Origin of the sequence: Paenibacillus sp. MY03 (assembly GCF_002165585.1) — a bacterium.
Lineage (GTDB): Bacteria > Bacillota > Bacilli > Paenibacillales > Paenibacillaceae > Pristimantibacillus > Pristimantibacillus agaridevorans.
This window is the reverse complement of sequence record NZ_MXQD01000060.1, coordinates 44,756-61,521: the sequence shown is the minus strand read 5'-3', so window position 1 is coordinate 61,521 and position 16,766 is coordinate 44,756. Positions and strand designations below refer to the sequence as shown.

Below are 16,766 nucleotides of genomic sequence, written 5' to 3'. Positions count from 1 at the left end.
CGCGGCGCATTGTAGCTGATTTTTCAGCTACATTCGGCGGCACCAGTGCATATACTTCCGTCTCGGCACCCGCCTCTTCAAGCCGAATAGCTGCAATTGAGAAGAATTGAGTACTCCATCAACCACAACAGGGCTGCTCCCAACGTCACGGTCGACGATGAGAACAGCCCCGTTATCTATATGTTCGAAGGGGAGGGCAGGCCGCTGATGCAATCGTCCCTTCTCCCCGTTGATTGTTTCCCGCACGCACACTCCCCCACACGCGCTCACTCGTACCCATCTTGCTTTACCGAATAAACTTGCCCAATCGATTGACCGGAGGAGCCGTTTGAATAATCGCCTCGTGTTTCTGCCGCTTACGCTCTTTTCCCGAATTCGATGTCGTCAGTTCCATGAACCACTCCTCGTCCCACGTCGCCAAGGCCAGATCGATCAGTTCGTCGGCGTGCCTAAGATCCGTCGAAGCGGAATCGGAGACGGGCTTGATCGTAGCCAATCTTACCCTAACGGGCCGCCCTACCCGTTCTTCGTTATCCGACTTGACCACGTGCAGCGCGACAAGTCCTTGCAGCACATCCATCGACTCCACAAAGCCGTATACCATCTCGCCATCGCTCGTTCTTCCATGCACCCAATCGCTGACGTTTATGTTCATCTCCATGCACCGCCTATCCTCACTGTATTTGTCATCACCCAACTGTAACAACTGCGTGTACACTTCACTCAAAAAAAATACTTTCCTTCAAAACCAATTATTTATTGGTTGTTACTGTAATTATAATGATTACAGTTGGAGATGTCAACTCTTCTGTGTATTTTCGAAAACTATACACGAACCAGGATTCATGCCGATTCAAACAAACCGTTTTTCATTTTATCCGGCAAATTTCGTCATTACCCCTTTGGTATGAAAAATGGTAAAATCATGTCATCACTATGGGAAAGGCGGACAAGCCATGGAACATGTCTTCACGATTGAGCCGAGCGCCTATACGACGTTCGACAATGAAAGCGAATTGCTTGAGAAGGGCAAGGAATGGGGGCTCATCTCGGAGAAGGCCGCCAAGATGAAAGTTCTCGCATACAAGCGGGACGGCAAAAGCCTATCCTGCGAAATTGTCGGATACACTGATAAAGTAACGGCTGTCATTCGTTTCGAGAACGGCCAACTGCACAGCATACATCCCTCCTATCTGAAGGAAATGCAGGCGGCAAGCTTCGGGGGCAAAGCCCCTGCCGCAGTCGAGAGTGCGGAAGAAGCCGCCTTGCAAGCCGATTCCGTAGTTGCCGTTCAGGCCGAATCCGAGGCAGTTGACACCGCTACGGCCGATGCGCCGCCTTGGGATACAGATGCCGCAGACAACGCGCGAGCAAGCGATCCTTCATCCCTGCCGGCTACGCCAAAGCCGGACGCTCCGGCCAAGAAAAGCAAAAAGGAGAAGATCGAGCTCCCGGATGGCAAAGTAAGCGTGACTGCAACGGTACAAGAGTTCACGACCGTTCCCAACCACTTCTCGGACAATGACGACGAGGTTATCATTTACGAAGCCGTAACGATCTCAGAACCGCTACTTGAGTTAGGCAGCGCTTGGTCGAGCCATAGCGCAACGTTGAAGAAGTTGGAGCTGGCCGTCGGCGACACCATTACGTTCGAGGCAAAGCTGGTGCCCAAAAAGCTGACGAAGCACCCCGTTCCGTACAAAATCAACAACCCAGCCAAAATTCAGAAGGTTTAAACGAAAAACCAACAAGGGCTGTAACAGGTTGCCTGCCCCTCGGCAACCTGTCACAGCCCTCAACCACGTTCTAGCGCGGCTTCTTAATTTTCAATAATGACGCTATTTAGTTTAAGATTGACCGGATTTGCAATCGTATCTCCAACCGGGCATTTGCTCTCCAAAAATTGTACAAACTCATCAACCTTTTCTTTCGGTGAATCTGTTTTGATTCGGAAGGTATATCGGATGTCGGAGTAGCCCGGACGGACCGAGGATCTGTCAAAAAATCCATCGAGGTCAATTTCTCCTTCAACGTCTACTTGAAAATCATCGAGCTTAACACCAAACTTAGGTGCATAGACTCTAGCAACGATAGATTGGCAAGCGCCCAGCGAGGCAAGCAGAGCTTCTACCGGATTCATCCCGGTATCTGTCCCTCCCAGACTCTTGGGTTCGTCGATTATGAGCTCGAACTGTCTGACGCTTGTTTTAACTTTAACTCCATCTAGTAAATTTGCAGTTGCTTTGAAGGTTTGAACAGCAGCCATGTCCTATTTCTCCTTTGATGATCAGGTATATTCCCACAATAATTAATTCTTACTTATCCAATGGGTATTGTGAGTATTATAGGGTTGATTTTGATTACTGTCAATCAATTTCGCCTTCTCCTGTCGTAATGCTGCGAACTAAGCCCTTGATTCACAAAGTTAGCTCACGCATAATTCGTTTGCCTGTGGGGGTCTGCGCCAACCCGCCTTTGGCCGTCTCCCGGTACTGCTCCGGCATCTTCGTCCCAACCTCGTGTATGACCTGGACTACCTCATCGGTTGGAATAACGCTTCTTATACCCGCAAGCGCCATATCCGCGGCGGCCAGCGCAGTCACTGCGCCAAAACCGTTGCGCACGATACATGGGATTTCGACCAATCCCGCAACGGGATCGCAAATCAAGCCAATCGAGTTTTTCAGCGCCAGTCCAACGGCATGGACAGCCTGCTCGGGCGTACCGCCCCGCATCTCCGTCAGTGCTCCGGCAGCCATTCCGATCGCCGATCCAACCTCTGCTTGGCATCCTCCCTCCGCCCCGGAGATAAACGAATTGTTGGCAATAACGTACCCAATCGCACCAGCCGTAAACAAACCTTTAATCAGCTGATCATCGCGCCAACCCCAGCGCTCCTGTGAGCTGACGAATACGCCGGGAATAATGCCACAGGAGCCTGCTGTTGGCGTAGCAATGATGCGTCCCATGGACGCATTCACCTCGGATACGGCAAGCGCATAACTCATCGCCTTGCACGCCTCTGCTCCAAGCGAAGACTCCCCTCTCGCGCCATACTCATGAACGCGGGCGGCATCGCCTCCCGTGAGCCCGCTTCGCGATTGGACAGGCCGCTCTACGCCTTCACGAACGGCTTCCTTCATAATGCCGTAATATGCCGCCATGCGGGCGAACACTTCGGACTCGCTGCAACCCGATTCCTTCGCCTGCTCGGCAAGCATTAACTCACCGATAGATAACGCATCTCCCCGGCAACATTCGATCAGTTCCGTCAAACTGGCAAACTTCATATGCTCCCCCCGGTCGTCAAATGGATGACAGCCACCCTCCGGATTGCAGATAGTTGCCTCAATTCGTAAAGCATTCCATCTTCTATTCTGTCATCCAGTTCAATTACGCTTAACGCTTCTCCTCTTCTGCTTTTTCGGTCCACTTCCATATAGCCAATGTTGACTTGGAAATCACCAAGCAAACCGGTCACTTCACCAAGCACGCCTGGCCGATCCTCATGAAACACCACCAAAGTGGGAAACTCCATCGTCGCTTTTACGTCAAATTCGTTGATTCCGGTAATTTCGATATTGCCTCCGCCAATGGAGGAGGCTTTGAGAACATCCTCTTGCCTCTCATCCCGCAGCTTGATCAACACGGAATTAGGATGAGCAGCCACATCTCCCCCATCATGGAAAGCGATAGACAGTCCCGCTTCTTCAGCCAACTGCACCGCGTTTCGAATTCTGGCGTCATCCGTACCGTAGTTCAGCAATCCCGCGGCCAAGGCGCAATCTGTACCATGGCCGCGATAAGTAGAGGAGAATGATTTGTACAAAACAATTTCCACTTCGGCAGGTTGCCTGCCGAACAGTTGCCGGGCCGTGCGCCCAATGCGCACCGCGCCGGCGGTATGCGAGCTGGAGGGTCCTACCATGCTGGGACCGATAATCGAGAAGACGTCCTTGAAACGCATAATCCCCTATTCCCTCTCTTTGCCTGCTGGCTCACATCTATGGCTGCTCATACATAAACACATAGTCAAATAAATACGTTCCGGTATAGCGGGTCGCATTCATCCGGAATCCGTTAACCGAAGCAAAACTATTATTGTCGAGAAAAGGGATGTCCTTGACCTGATAAACCCCTTGCTGCCGATCCAGTATGCCCGGAGCGTCGACCGCTCCTTCATAGTTTTTGAGAGATTCCGCCTGTACGGTCAAATCGTAAGTGTGCGCAGTTGTATCTACGTCCATACGGACCGTAACCCATTCATCGACCGGTAATTTAAACAAGGTGCCAGAAGACGGAATGGCCCGGAATACCGTCCCGCCATTCACCGTATCCCAATACGCAAAACCACCGTTCGACAGCCCCGTAAATTTGGCTGCAGCCTGTGTGCCGCTCAGGAAATCGATATTGTAATTGCCTGATGCGTGATTCGCTTGCAAAAACTTGAATTTTGTTTCCATCGTCACGATTCCGCTAAGCGTTGCCCGTCCGCTGCTCACAATTTGGGGGAGCGCTTCATATTCATTCGCCGGGTTGTAGCGGCCATCGTACAATCGCAGAGCACGGTTTCCGACGTACGATTGCTCCACATTCTCGACCGTTACCTCGGCTCCCGTTCCCGTTGCGACTGTATAGCCATAGGCGCCACCGGAGAAAGGCCCTGTCGGCCAATCATCATAGAAATCGAAAATGCCATTATACGGATTTGTTGCAGGCGTATCAAAGTTGAGCGATGGGCCTCCCGTCGAAATATTGCCACTTCCGTCCATGGCCTCCACGGAAAACGTATAGCTGGCGGACGGCGTCAAATTCATTACATCGTAAACGGAATTCGAAACTGTGGCGATCAGTTGTTTTCCCGCTGATCCGGTATGTTGATAAACATGGTAAGACAAGGAGGCCATATCGCCGTCCTCGGCACCGGACCAGTTCAGTCTCGCCATCGTCGGCAATAATAGATCCGTTTCAAGCACGGCGCCGGCTCCCCATACAGGCGGAGCTGTATCTTCCGTGACGATTTCAATATTTGTTGCCGCCGAACGATTGCCGCTTGTGTCAACCGCATAGATGGCGACAGCATAGCGTCTTCCCGGATCCAGACCGGTTATGGTGTACACTCCGGTATCAGCCGTCACTTGTCCATGTGCGGTTCCATCCAGCATGATCACATAATGAGAAACCGCAACGTTGTCGCTCGCACTGTCCCAGCTTATGGTAGCTTCTTCGTTTTCGGCGGATTCCACTAGAACATTGCCTGGCGTTGACGGCGGAATGACATCCGATGAAGAAGGCGCCAAGCCGATCCAATCCAAATTCATTTGCCCGAACGTATGAGTTAATTCCAATTCAATCGGCCCCGCCGTCAACTCTTTGTTCAGGCGAACCCTCAATCCTCGCCAGCTCTCCGGCGTCGTTCCGTAATCGGCGGTCGGCTCCGCTTCAAAATAATAACGCTCTCCGTCAATCTCCGTATAACGGGAAGTTTTTTCTCCCGGCTTGAGATCGTAACCGGCTACATATTTAAGCACCAAATCGTAGACGCCATTTTGCGGCACCTCCAGCTTCCAACGAATCCGCTGGCCTGGCATAAGCCAATTGCCCATGCCTGCTCCGCCCGACAGAAAAGACCGCGTCGTATAGATGGAAGTATCTCCGCCGCTTGTTGCCGTAAAGGTCTCCGCTTCTTTCCAAACAGCCGTATGATCCCTTAACAGATCATAGTTTTCGTAAACGACCGTTTCCAGCGGCGCACCAAAACTTTCCGTTTCCAGCTCAAGCGCTCCCACGGATTCTCCAAGCAGCATAATTGCGGCACCTTCCTGCAAATAAACCAATTCCGGCCTTCCAAAGCTTTCAAAAATCAAGGTATCCGGCGCATCGACCAGCCGATAAAAGCCTGCATCGACATCAATCATCCCCCAGGAGACCGTTCGCCCGTACAAATCTTTGGCCGACTTGAGTTCAATATTGCGGCTTACCCCGTTGACGACCACCTCCAGCGAGCGGTCGGGCAGCGGACGGGATAGCTGATCCGTGCTTAGCTTGAACTGATGATCCCCGTTTTCTATCGTCACTTTCAACTTGTTGTCATTCTGTTTCCAATACACGCCGTATTGATTAAGCGCCTTGTTCCGGTTTCTGTTCGGCAACGCACTGCCGTCCGTATGCCGTAAGCTTACGGAATCGGGAGCGTATAATTCGACTGTAGCGGCTTCCGCAACCGAAATAGACAAATCGCTGGCGTCGTAAGCAACTGTTACCGGCTTGTCACTGGCGATCAATTCGATTCCCTCATGATGCAAACTTGTTCCTTCCACTAACAGCACGCTTCCGTCATCCCGAACAGACGCAGCAACCCCGTCAAACTCCACGTCTCCGGCGTCCACAATTCCCGTCTCCGTCAAACGAACGTAAACCGTGGTTCCTTCTTCAAAATCAAGCTGTACGTAATTTCCATGTACGGATGACTGGACGGTAGGTGCGGGACTGTCCAGCCGATAAGGCTGCAGGCTCGAAACAAGCGTTGTGGCCGTAATTTCTTCGGTTGCGAACATGGCATGCTGCTGATCCGGCTTTGCGGCAAAACGTCCGCCAGGGCGCACCTCGACGCCGGCATGATTAAGAAAACGATCGGTGACAGTTGCAGTCAATTCGCCGGGCGAATGAAAGCGCAGCTTGAGCCCGGCTTTTCCTTTGGTCGCCAGCGCTCCTTTGCCGTCAGGATCAAGCGTAAGCCGATCGTCGGCATGGAAGTTGAATTCGAATTGGGTACCGTTGCTATCGTTTGTTTCCAACTGATCGATGACGACAAAATGATCCGGCCTCACATACACAATGTGGCGTTTCGCCTTTTCTAACGTTCCCTTGTACGCGGCAGTTGCGTCCCCGCTTGTTGCATCAAATGCAGGATGGGTGACAAAGCCCGTAATACGGCCATCTGCATCAATATCGTGTACGGGCTGGCCTTGCTTGCCATCGAACGTGATGGCGTTATGCGCCAAGGTTTGCCTCGTAAACCCGCCATGATGAGAGGTATTGTATTCATCATAATACCCGCTATCCACAGCAAGCGATTCTCCATATGCGTCAATAATAAAGCTGTTCTGATCTGCATGGCTATGATTAAAGCTGCCATAAGGACTCGATTTGAAATATAACGAAATCCGTTCCGGATCATATAGTTCGGAATGCATAGACACCCAGCCGGTATCATCAAACTTCGCCGCCTTGGGCCAGGTGATGGGCGGAACCGCTTCCAAATCGTCGCTTCCAAAAAAATAATCATACATATCGCCAAGCGGCGGAGTGCCTACTGCCCGTGCTCCCCATTGCAGCACCGGGTCATCCAGCATATCTGCCAAGCGGTTCAACAGAGAGACATTGTAACCTCCGGGCTTGGCTTCGCTGTCGTCCCCAAATGTCCCGCGCGGCGAGCCATGCGGAAACATATAAAGCGGAAAACGCCCTTCGTTCCGCGAATACGCTTTTTCGTACAAATTAAATCCGGTTGCCGACAACAAAACATCCATAAAATCTTTGTTAAAAATGCTTGATACGCGCCAATAACCTGTGCCTTGCGCCCAACCTCCTTCTTCTCCTCCCCAGGTCGGCAACAAATTGATATAGGAAGGTACGACGGCGTCAAACCAGGCTTGCGCCTCCGGCAAATCATGCAAGAGCGCAACGGCCATTACGCCAAGAAAACCGTATGAAGTCCAGCCATGCGCGTTGTAGGGAAAATCAACAATCGGCGTCCCGCCTTCAACCAGGTCGGCAAACATGATATTTCCCCGAACTTTCAGCATATTAAGAATTGTCGTTTTGTCGGCTGGCGAAAGTATATCGTAAATCCAGTCATACACCATCGCCGATCGAAAGCTAATTACCCGATGCACTTGATCCGTGCTCGAATAACCAGTTGCGCCGTATGGATCCCACGATGCAATATTAAGCAGCTGCGCCCGCGCGCTCTGACCGTACGCTTCTTCCCCGGTGATCAAATAAATAAAAGCGGTGTCAAGCATCCGATTCGCATCGCGAGTGCCGTCGTTTCGGGTAGCCGCCGTTGGCTCCGGCGGCAGCGGCAAATTCATGTAAGTATTCGCGTTAGCCAGCTTGTTCTCATAAACGGCCGCTCCGGTGCCGTCAGCCAATGATCTAAACGCCTCCAAGGTGTCTGCCGTCGCCCAAACACGCGGATGTCCGGTCGGTACCAATTGACGTAATTGATCTACAGGCAATACCGGGAACGGTACGGCATCTTGGGTAATCCGAAATTGACGCGGCTCCGTCCAGACGGAATAAACGCCGTCTTTTTCGTAACGTACTCGCCAATGCCACGTTCCGTTACGGAAAGTAAATGGGAAGTTATAATAGTTTACACTCAGCTCCTGTTCGTAATTGACAATCGCAAAACTCTCATGTTCGCTAACCTGCAACTCATATTTGTCCGCATCCCGAATGTACGGCCAACTGAAATCCGGCGGATTTTGTGTCGTCACCAGTTGATCGGCAGGGCGAAAAGGAACAACAATGCCCGAACCATCGGGCCAAGTCCATGACGTTTGTTGCTGCGAACTTGCGCTCGATGCTTCTGCCAATGGAGAAACAAGCAAAGTAAAGAGGATTGCAAACGCAACGACAACCGCGGATCCTTGCCGCTGAAAGCGATGCCCATTCATTCCCATTCCCTCCTATTTCGCAATAGATAATCGACCGCGCCTTCCAATAGCCCCAGATGAAGATCGTGAAGTTGCTCATAGGTATGCGGATTTTCCGCTATGCCATGCGGCGATTCAAACGTGCAAGGCAATGTGGCTCCTACGTGATAACACATGCTCGTCAAGTTAAAGGGCGCCACACTGTCCGGCGATTCGCCTTCTGCCTGAACCGGCGGCACGCTTCCCGGACGCGCACCCCGCCTCAACATCGCAGGATACGCAAAATCGCGGGCAAACGCCTGCTGCGCTTGCTGCGTAAACACCGGCACATAGTTTAGCGGCATAAACGCCGGGGAAGCCAACTGGTAGCTATGCAAATTTAGCAGCAAATCCGGACCTTCCGACGCAACAGCCGAAAGAAGCGCCTGCGTAACAGCGCTCATCGGAGCCGGCCACTCATCATGCATCAGATTGATGCCGGCATCATCGAAATAAGCGCCTAGCAAGCCAACATCCCCTTTCATAGGATGTACCCCTTTGGAAGGACGCCAGGTATAAGACGTCCCGTCCTGACGCGTACCTTGCCCGTATTTGGTCATCTCGGCTTGCGGCCATCCGCACCAGCCCGCATGCGGCACCCGGCGACGCCCATCCGGATTGAGCAGCGGGAAGATAACGATGCGCAGCGCTTCAAGCCTCCGCTGCAATTCCCGGCAATCCCGGCCGAGCAAATCGCGTCCTTGCTCAATAATTTCCATTAGCTGCAGAGCGGCAATCATGCCTTCCACTTCATGCCCATGGATGCCCGCCAATATCATCAATACCGGAAAGCGCCGTTCCCGCTTGCGAATGTACGCGTCCTCCGACCCGGACCCGATCGCGGAATTAAAATTTGCGCGGCCGCGCAGCTCCGGTTCACTTTGACCATAAGAAACTCGATAAATGGCGCTCCCGCCGGAAGAGACAGCCAATTGCGCCGTCTCGCCGCGGCGAACGCGCTGCTGCACGTAATACTCAATGTTCTCGGTCGCGGTCCGCCACCACGCTGGCGGCTCTTTGGGCTCTATGGCGCTTTTAGGCAGATTTCCGTTAATAGACGACATAAATACGCCTCCCTCGTTACCCTTTGATTGAACCAATCATAATGCCGCTGACAAAATACTTCTGAACAAACGGGTATACCAGCATAATCGGCAACGTGGAAACGATAATAGTGGCATACTTCAATGCCTCGGGCAATACGGCCTCCGCATCGCTTCCTCTAGTGATGTTGTCCCCCAAGTCCAGGCCCAACATAACGATGTTCCGCAGGAACACTTGCAACGGAAACAAAGATTCGCTGCGCAAATACAACAAGGCAGAGAAGAAATTGTTCCATATTCCCACTCCGTAAAACAGGCCGATCGTAGCCAGAGACGGCAGCGATACGGGCAAAACAAGGCGGATGAAAATGCCGATATCATTTAGCCCGTCCATTTTCCCGGATTCGATCATTTCATTAGGAATGGCCTGAAAAAATGTGCGCATCAGAATGAGATACCATACGCTGATCGCGCCAGGCAAAAGCATTGCCCACATCGTATCGACAAGACCGTAGCTGCGCACAACAAGGAAGGTCGGGATCATGCCGCCATTAAACAGCATCGTCACCAGCAGCAAAACCATGATCGGCTTGTTAAAGACCATATGGCGGCGCGATAGCGCATAGCCGGCCATCGTTGTTAGCATCAGCGACAAAGCCGTTCCGGCCACCACGTAAATCAGCGTGTTTTTGTATCCGATCGCTATGCGCTTGTCGTTCAGCACTTGCACATAGCTGTCCAGATTAAAACCTTTGGGCCACAGCGATACTTCGCCTCGCAGGACATAGCCGGTTCCGCTCAGCGAAACATTGATCATGTACAGAAACGGCAACAATGTCACGGCAACAACAAGCATCAGTAAAAACGTTCGCACCATGGTGTACGGGTTGAATCTGTATATTTTCATACCTGGTTCCCCTTCATTACCATAAACTATTTTCGGTCAATCGGCGGCTAATCGAATTTGCAACGAGCACAAATACCAGACTGACCAGCCCCATGCAAATATCCACTGCCGTTCCGTAGCTGAAATTACCGCCTATAATGCCCATCCGGTATACATAGGTGGTAATAATATCCGCTGTTTCATACGTAGTTGGATTGTAAAGCAAAAAAACCTTCTCAAAGCCGATTTCCAATATGCTGCCAACGTTTAGAATGAGCAAAATCACAATGGCTGGCACAAGCCCCGGCAACGTAACATGCCATGTTTGCTTCCAGCGGTTTGCGCCGTCCATTTCAGCAGCCTCATACAATTGGGGATCAATCGTAGTTAACGCCGCTAAATAAATAATGGAGCCCCATCCGATGCCTTGCCATACATCCGAGGCGACATAAATGGTTCGAAACCATTCCGCCTGCATAAGAAAATTGATCGGCTTGAGACCGAACGCTTGCAGCAATTGATTGATGGGCCCGCTTGTCGGGGAAAGAAACATAACGACCATTCCGCTTACAACAACGGTTGAAATAAAATGCGGCAAATAACTCACCGTCTGCACGAAACGTTTGAATGCCTTTTTTCTGACTTCATTTAAAAGCAATGCAAGAATAATCGGAGCCGGAAATCCGAACAACAGCTTGTATCCTCCGAGCAGAAACGTATTTCGAATGATTTCATAGGCATCCGGATTGCTGAAAAACTGTTGAAAATAACGCAGCCCCACCCAATCACTGCCCCAAACACCCTTGCTTAAGTTGTAGCGCTTAAAAGCAACAACGATGCCAAACATCGGAATATACTTGAATAACAGCAAATACAATAAGGTCGGTGCCACCAGCAACAATAAATATTTATCACGGATTACTCGTCTTACCACAGCAAGATGCCTTATTTCTGTCATGATATCGCTCCTCGACTTTCACGCTTCGGCCATTGCGGATTGCCCGATAATTTGCCTCGCAACCCGCATGGCGAACAGAACGGAAACTTAGCTGCTTTGCCGGTTCCAAGCCCGTTCATAGATGTCTACAACTTCCTGTAGATTCAGCTTCTGCATTTCCTGCACATACTGATCCCATTCGCTCAAGGGCCTGCTTCCAATAATAAACCGACTGATGTTTTCATCGAGATGCTTTTGCAAGTTGGGCAAATATTGAGCAAGCAGCTCCTCTTCCTCCAACGTAAAGTTAGGCGGCAAATGCATCGCCGGATCCTCATATTGCTCGCTCAACATATAGCTGTCCTTCTCCTTTTCGTCCACTAACGCCAGCAGCGCATCCGGATCAAAGCGGATAAAAGAACCGTCGGTCATAATGCCGTAATCCACTCGCAAATCGGTAAATTGTGCGATCCCGTCAACAAAAGTTTTTTGACCGTCGACAAGCTCGTAAGTGACGCCTTCCTTGCCCCAGCTTAACAACTGCATGCCTTCATCCGAATACATAAAATCGATTAATTGCAAAGCGCCTTCCAGGTTGCTTGCCTGCGCGTTGATCCCAAAGCCGCTAAGCGAAAAATGGTTGGGGATATAGGGTTTGCTCTCAGATCCCGCTATCGGAATCAAATACTCCCAATATCCTGCGGTGCCTTGATTGTTGACGATTTCTTTCTGACCGATAAACTGAATGGCGATAAAGCCCTGATTGTTGTTGATATAGCGCAGCCAAGCATTATAGTCCATCGACAGCCAGTCCGGAGGAATCAGCTCATCCTCGGCGAATCGGTTCATCCATTCGACCAAAGTTTTGAACGAATCTTCGGTTGGTCCGTATCGCACTTCTCCCGTGTCCAGATCGCGGTAAACACGGTTGGTTGTTCCGAAGGACGGGGCCATTACGGCCAACGTGCTTAATCCATGACGGAACATAAGCGGATACGAGTCCGGGTATAGTTCCTTCAGCTGCTTGCTGACTTCATACAATTCTTCCCAGTTGGTCGGTTGTTTCAGTTGATGCTGTTCAAAAATGTCCTGGCGGTTAAACCAAATCCGATAATCGGTAATTTGCGAGCCAAACCGCGGAACCAGGTAAATTTCCCCTCCTGGCATCGTCACAGCTTCTTTGAGTTGCGGATTCTCCTCAAAAAACTTGACCAGGTTAGGGAGCTTATCCAAATGCTCCGCGACATTAAGAAATGCTCCGTCTCTACCAAGGGTGTTGATATCCGTGCTGCCAAATGCAACATCGGCCAAGGTCTGAGAAGCTACCGCCAAATTTAAAGCCTCCTGCCGACCTCCAACCGCCAAATCCGCTTTTACGCGTATGCCGGTCTCTTCTTCAATCCAGTCCCATATCGGCCAATTCTCCTGAAACGGCCAAGCCTGATTGCTTTCCATAAATACGCTGACCATTTGCGCTTTTTTTGTTCCCCCGGATTCGCTTGTTGCCGTTGGCGTGTTTGCCTCCTCCTGTCGATTCTGATTGCCGCTACTGCATGCCGTTACAACCAAAACGACTGTCAGCAAAAACAGCCCCGCTGCCCAACCCTTTTTTCTCATCGCGTTTGTTGCCAATTGTTACTCCTCCTTTTTTAAAATCGCCTTCGTTAACAACTCTAGCGACAAGTCCGCTTCCATGAAATCGGCAGTTTTTTATCTCTATCGCCGTTTCGCAGATCAATCAGGCTCAGATAAAAAAAGTGACACACGCATTGAAATTTAGGAATTCTCCCTCGATCCGTCCGCTTGCTCATGCATTTGTCGACGGTAATCTCCCGGCGTCAAGCCCGTCCACTTTTTAAACATGCGGAAAAAAGAATTGCTGCTCGTATAACCGACCCTTTCTCCAATTTCCTGCACCTTCAGCTCCGTCAGTTGCAAAAGTTCCTTCGCTTTCTCAATACGTACTTGATTCAGATATTCCAAAAAGTTCATTCCGCTTTTCCTCTTGAAATAAACCGACAAATAACCCGAAGACAGCTTAAGCCGCTCTGCCATTCGCTCCAGCGTCAATTCTGCAGCGTAATTCTCCTGAATATAATGAAACACTTCTTGCAAAATCGGATCGAAATCGTCCTTCCGTTTCTCGCAAATAGATTGCAGCGAATCCAGCCATCTCGAAAAAAAATGCAAATAATCGTTTTGCTCATAACATTCGCTTAATTGTTCCTCCACCCCGTACAACGCCTCTAATTCCAGCCCTTGCGCCAGCATGCTTCGATTGACGCGCTGCACCAGACTGAAGGAAAAATCCCTGTAATGTCGGGCGTTTGCCTGATGGCGTTCCAAATAAGCAATCATTTTATACGTCCATTTACGGATTCCAGTAATATCGCCGCTTTGTAGAAACACATGGAGCTCCTGATCCTGCTGAAAGGTATACGGAATTTCTTGCCATTGCTGCTCCTCGTCACGCAAAATCTGCGTTCCCAGGCCAAGTTGACGCATAGCGGCGATTTGACGGATCCGCTCATAGGCATAGCTCACTTCACTGAAATAGCGATATTGTTTTCCCAACACGATCGTGATGAGATACGCATCCCGATCCAGATCGAATATATGCTTCAAACCTTCAAGTTTCTCATAGTAATCCTGCTTATCCTCCGTGGCGAATATCAGAGATACAACTTGGTTGGACTCAACCTGAAATGTCAAATGACGTTCTCCCCAAGTATCGAATTGACAAGCAATAAATTCACGGATGTAGTAAATAGGTTTAGCTTCATCCTGAGCAATCTGTTCGGCGAATTCCTGGCGATATTCAATTTCGAACAAAAGAATGTGAAACGGCTCGTCGATCAACTGCATATCCTGCAAGGCCGAAAAATCATCATGAATGCGCCTCGCCTTGTTCGCAAAAGCGTGGGATGCCAGCCGTGACTGCTGTGATTGCAAATCTTGCTGGATTTGCAATACTCGATTTCCGATCAAACTGAATTCCATGATGCCGCTATCCTTTAATTGCAACGCCTCTCTTGATTTCAGGGCTTCCACAATACTTTTTACAGGTTGATGAAAGCGGCGGCTAAACCAGAAGGATATCGTTAACCCTATTAATAGAGACAGAAAAATCATGCCCGCGATAAAGAGATTGATTTGCTTCATTTCCGAACTCAACCAAGCGCTTGGCACAACATGCACATAGGTCAGTCCGCTAAATTCGCCTTTTTGATGAAAAAAATAACGATCCCCGTCTTCCAAATAATCATCGGCCTTCAGCAATTCGGCAAACAATTCCGTCGACATATCAAAATTCGAGAAGATAATTTCGCCGTTTCCATCGACAATCATTAGTCGATCGTTGATCGAGGTTTGGTAATGATTGAGCATTTTTTGAGTGTCGAAAAAAGCAATGCCGTACATCTGCGGATACAAATGATTTTTAACCAGCATAGGTACCAAACTTTTATCCGCTTTGATTAACTGATCGCCTCGTTTGGAGTCAAAGTTTGCCGCGGGAAGGATATCAAAAAAATGGGTAGCCCCAGCATACTTTTCCCAAGACGGGTAGTCATATTGCTGATGGATCATGTGATGGGCAAACATATCTCTTGCATCCTTCACTCCCCCGATTTCCACGGCCATCATATGCTTGGAGTAAATTACGATCAGGTTTTCCAGATAAGACTCCTGTTGGAGCAAAACCATTTCACTAATCGAGCGGTACAACTTGTGCGCGGAATAATAATCGAATTTTTGCTCACGGTAAAGTTGAACCGCGGTCGGATTGGATAACAAATCTCCCACTAGCGTTTTCACGGCTTCCTGCCAGTTTCGCTCATATTGAGTGACCGTCGTCTGTAAATTCACTGCATTATATTGCAGTATCCTTTGCTTAGTCTGGTGTTTGAAAATCTGCAGAACGCTTCCGTTCATTACAGTAAGGACAATGATGACCAATAGGAAGCTCAAAAGTAATTTAGCAAACAACGAATTAAAAAATATGTGCTTTTTCATCTGCTCCCCCCATTCTAACTCCTTCCTTGACAGCAACTCTCACAAAAGTTCTATCTATCTTAGTGTACTTATAAATGCGCGTAAACACCCAGTTATTTAGATAACTGTCACTTTTGTATGTCCATCGATGTTCGATCGCAGATCAATACTATAAAGTTAAAACAATACCTCTAATACCACTGTAAGACGAGCAAAGAGCCATCCCTCGCAGGATGGCCCTTCCGTGTCACCGTATCACTCTACCGAACCTTTTTAACAGGTATCCACTACTCGACATCAACTATTAGGCGCAGCATCAGCGTTGGATGCCAACCATGGATTCATCTCCCTCCTTCAAGAGGAGGGAGAATTCTCGAATTGATCTGTTAGAACGGCGAATTTATCTACAAAATGGAGCCAACTTACAAAAAAGTGCGTATTTTATCCAGGCACTCATTGACTACTTCTTCGGGAGCTTTACCGACGACATCTATACGCCGTGCTCGCCAATCGAGATTTTTGACCTGGTCCGTCAAAATCACCCCGTTAAATACCAATCCCTCAGGCAACATCACTTCATACCCCCATCCTCTTACCGTATGAGTGATTGGACAAACAGAAACAAAACCAGTCGTTTCATTAAATGGTTTTGGAGACAAAACGATTGCAGATCTTCTCCCAGCTTGTTCATGACCGGTTTGGGGATTGAAGTTTATCCATACCAGATCTCCTCGATCCGCACTCATCTACATCATTTCCTTCCCTTCTATACCGAGATCAATTTCGTCGTGTCGATTTTCCGGCTTGCATTGCGCCAACAACTCTTCCAATGTGGGCTTTTTCTTTTTTGGTATCACGATGAGCGTGTGATCATCACCCACAATCAAATCAACTTCCGATCCCTGGCCTATCGCTATCCTTTCAGCTATTTGGCTAGGAATTCGAATACCTAGACTGTTCCCCCACTTTTGCACGGTCGTCGACATGGAGACATCCTCCTTTTTTTGATTTCTTTCTTGCATTCTATCACACCTCCAGCTCAATGTATATACTAGTATATACACCTAAATAAAAACTGATACCATAATAGATGAGTCATTTATCCCCATATTTTTGATAATCATTAACGGCCCTATTCTTCTGGTATAATATTCAATAAAAAAAAGAAAAAACGAGGTGTTCAAGATCATGTCGGAAGACGTTCT

Annotated in this window: 13 protein-coding genes; 1 reads left to right on the top strand and 12 read right to left on the bottom strand. The window is 49.3% G+C overall.

What is annotated here, in order from left to right; translation table 11 throughout:
- Positions 1-286: 286 nt before the first annotated feature.
- Complete coding sequence (locus B1748_RS31925; RefSeq protein WP_179215924.1) at positions 287-655, bottom strand: group-specific protein; 369 nt, start codon at positions 653-655, stop codon at positions 287-289.
- Between the two features lie 301 nt (positions 656-956).
- On the opposite strand from B1748_RS31925, the gene B1748_RS31920 reads away from it, so the two are divergent.
- Complete coding sequence (locus tag B1748_RS31920) at positions 957-1,736, top strand: hypothetical protein (RefSeq protein WP_087572014.1); 780 nt, start codon at positions 957-959, stop codon at positions 1,734-1,736.
- Positions 1,737-1,819: 83 nt separating this feature from the next.
- Here B1748_RS31920 and B1748_RS31915 read toward each other — a convergent pair whose 3' ends face one another.
- The 11 genes from B1748_RS31915 to B1748_RS31865 form a co-directional block, all read right to left on the bottom strand.
- Positions 1,820-2,266 carry an OsmC family protein gene (locus B1748_RS31915; protein ID WP_087572013.1) on the bottom strand — a complete coding sequence of 149 codons (447 nt, stop codon included), beginning with the start codon at positions 2,264-2,266 and terminating at the stop codon, positions 1,820-1,822.
- Between the two features lie 151 nt (positions 2,267-2,417).
- A complete protein-coding gene (gene sdaAA, locus B1748_RS31910) occupies positions 2,418-3,290 on the bottom strand; it encodes an L-serine ammonia-lyase, iron-sulfur-dependent, subunit alpha (protein WP_087572012.1) in 873 nt (290 codons plus the stop codon).
- Positions 3,287-3,967 (bottom strand): L-serine ammonia-lyase, iron-sulfur-dependent subunit beta, encoded by a 681-nt coding sequence (sdaAB, locus tag B1748_RS31905; protein WP_087572011.1) that lies wholly within the window; start codon positions 3,965-3,967, stop codon positions 3,287-3,289. The genes sdaAA and sdaAB overlap by 4 nt, the downstream gene beginning before the upstream one ends.
- 37 nt (positions 3,968-4,004) lie before the next feature.
- Entirely contained in the window at positions 4,005-8,684 is a 4,680-nt protein-coding gene (locus tag B1748_RS31900) for a DUF4962 domain-containing protein (protein ID WP_179215923.1), read from the bottom strand.
- Entirely contained in the window at positions 8,681-9,766 is a 1,086-nt protein-coding gene (locus B1748_RS31895) for a M14 family zinc carboxypeptidase (protein WP_087572009.1), read from the bottom strand. Before B1748_RS31895 ends, B1748_RS31900 begins: the two co-directional genes overlap by 4 nt.
- A 16-nt stretch (positions 9,767-9,782) precedes the next feature.
- Positions 9,783-10,652, bottom strand: coding sequence for a carbohydrate ABC transporter permease (locus B1748_RS31890; protein ID WP_087572008.1), 870 nt, complete (start codon positions 10,650-10,652; stop codon positions 9,783-9,785).
- Between the two features lie 16 nt (positions 10,653-10,668).
- Entirely contained in the window at positions 10,669-11,589 is a 921-nt protein-coding gene (locus B1748_RS31885) for an ABC transporter permease (RefSeq protein WP_087572007.1), read from the bottom strand.
- A gap of 87 nt (positions 11,590-11,676) precedes the next feature.
- Complete coding sequence (locus B1748_RS31880) at positions 11,677-13,200, bottom strand: extracellular solute-binding protein (protein WP_087572006.1); 1,524 nt, start codon at positions 13,198-13,200, stop codon at positions 11,677-11,679.
- Positions 13,201-13,344: 144 nt separating this feature from the next.
- Positions 13,345-15,582, bottom strand: a complete 2,238-nt coding sequence (locus B1748_RS31875) for an AraC family transcriptional regulator (protein ID WP_087572005.1) — start codon at positions 15,580-15,582, stop codon at positions 13,345-13,347.
- A gap of 401 nt (positions 15,583-15,983) precedes the next feature.
- The gene (locus B1748_RS31870) at positions 15,984-16,307 is read right to left on the bottom strand and encodes a type II toxin-antitoxin system PemK/MazF family toxin (RefSeq protein ID WP_087572004.1); all 324 of its coding nucleotides are present in this window, start codon (positions 16,305-16,307) and stop codon (positions 15,984-15,986) included.
- The gene (locus tag B1748_RS31865; RefSeq protein ID WP_087572017.1) at positions 16,308-16,547 is read right to left on the bottom strand and encodes an AbrB/MazE/SpoVT family DNA-binding domain-containing protein; all 240 of its coding nucleotides are present in this window, start codon (positions 16,545-16,547) and stop codon (positions 16,308-16,310) included. It abuts the gene before it with no gap.
- Positions 16,548-16,766: the final 219 nt, after the last annotated feature.